The organism is Streptomyces sp. NPDC002130 (assembly GCF_040296465.1).
Taxonomy (GTDB): domain Bacteria; phylum Actinomycetota; class Actinomycetes; order Streptomycetales; family Streptomycetaceae; genus Streptomyces.
The window spans coordinates 1-1,282 of record NZ_JBEOXI010000949.1; the positions used below are offsets into that span (position 1 = coordinate 1).

Sequence of the window (1,282 nt, forward strand, 5' to 3'; positions counted from 1 at the left end):
TCCTCCGTTCGATCGGCGTCGACCCGGTGTCGAGCTTGCCGGGCAGCGTGGAGTCGACGTACGCCCGGGCGGTGTCGATGCGGGAGACGCCTTCCCCGTCGCAAAGGACAGTTGGCCGGTGAGGCCGTCGCGTACTTCGGCCGGGGCATCAGCGCAGCCATCAGTTCGATGATCGCTCAGTCTTCCCCACCGGAGATCATCGACGCAGTTGTCACGATTTTCCGAAACAGCTTGGTGGAGAGCAATTTCACGTCCTCCTGTCCGGTCGCGGCCGCGGCCGTCGAGGGCTCGTCGACACCGGCCGCGCTGACTGCAGCCGGCGAATCCTTCACTTCGTGGGAATCGCTCCTCACATCGTTCTTCTGGCAGCAGGGACAGCCGTCCGAGACTGCAGCACAGTGGGCAACCGTCGTGATCGCGTCGATCGAAGGCGCAACCCTGATGGCAAAAGCCCAGCACACCACCTCGCCTCTCGATCGCATCGGCGCTCACCTCAAGGCACTGGTCTCAGCCCCGAGCTGACTGACCACCTACTTCCAACCGCTGCTGCCGTTCGCGCAGGAGCAGAGATGGCGTACAAACATGTCTCACACACTTGCACCGGCGCCCTCGGCGCCCATGATGACCAAGTCCCGTCGATTCGCTGCGCTGATCTTCATCTGCCTCGCCGAACTCCTTGTCGTGCTGGACAACACAGTGGTCAACGTCGCGCTGCCGACGATGAGCGTCGACCTGTTCGCCAGCGTCAGCGACCTGCAATGGATCGTCGACGCGTACACGTTGACGTTCGCCGGGTTCCTGCTCACTTTCGGCCACCTGGGCGATCGCTTCGGACGCCGCCGAGTGATGATCATCGGCCTGATCGGCGTCGGCGCGATGTCTCTCGTCGGCGCTCTGGCTTCCAACCTCGAACAGGTGATCATGGCGCGCGCCGCCATGGGTGTCTTTGCCGCGGCTGTCTTCCCGGCTACCTTGGCCATGATCACCAATATCTTCACCGACGCCAGAGAACGGGCCATCGCCATCGCGGCCTGGACCGCAATGGCCGGCTTCGCGATTGCCATCGGCCCGACTGCGGGCGGCTGGCTTCTCGAGCACTTCTCCTGGCACTCGGTGTTCTGGATGAACGTTCCGGCAGCGTTGTTGGTCATCGTCGGTGTGCTGCTGGTTGTTCCGGAATCGAAGGCGCTCCACGTCGGCCGATTCGATTTCGTCGGAACAATCTTGTCGCTACTGGGCATCGTCATTCTGGTGTGGACCATCATCGACGCACCACATCGTG

At 62.9% G+C, this 1,282-nt stretch carries 2 protein-coding genes; both read left to right on the forward strand.

Annotated features, from left to right (window positions below; all coding sequences use genetic code 11):
- The first annotated feature begins 111 nt into the window (after positions 1–111).
- Positions 112–522, forward strand: coding sequence for an LmrA/YxaF family transcription factor (locus ABT116_RS47300; protein ID WP_351647565.1), 411 nt, complete (start codon positions 112–114; stop codon positions 520–522).
- A gap of 96 nt (positions 523–618) precedes the next feature.
- A partial coding sequence (locus ABT116_RS47305) for an MFS transporter (RefSeq protein WP_351647567.1) occupies positions 619–1,282 on the forward strand: 664 nt, incomplete at its 3' end.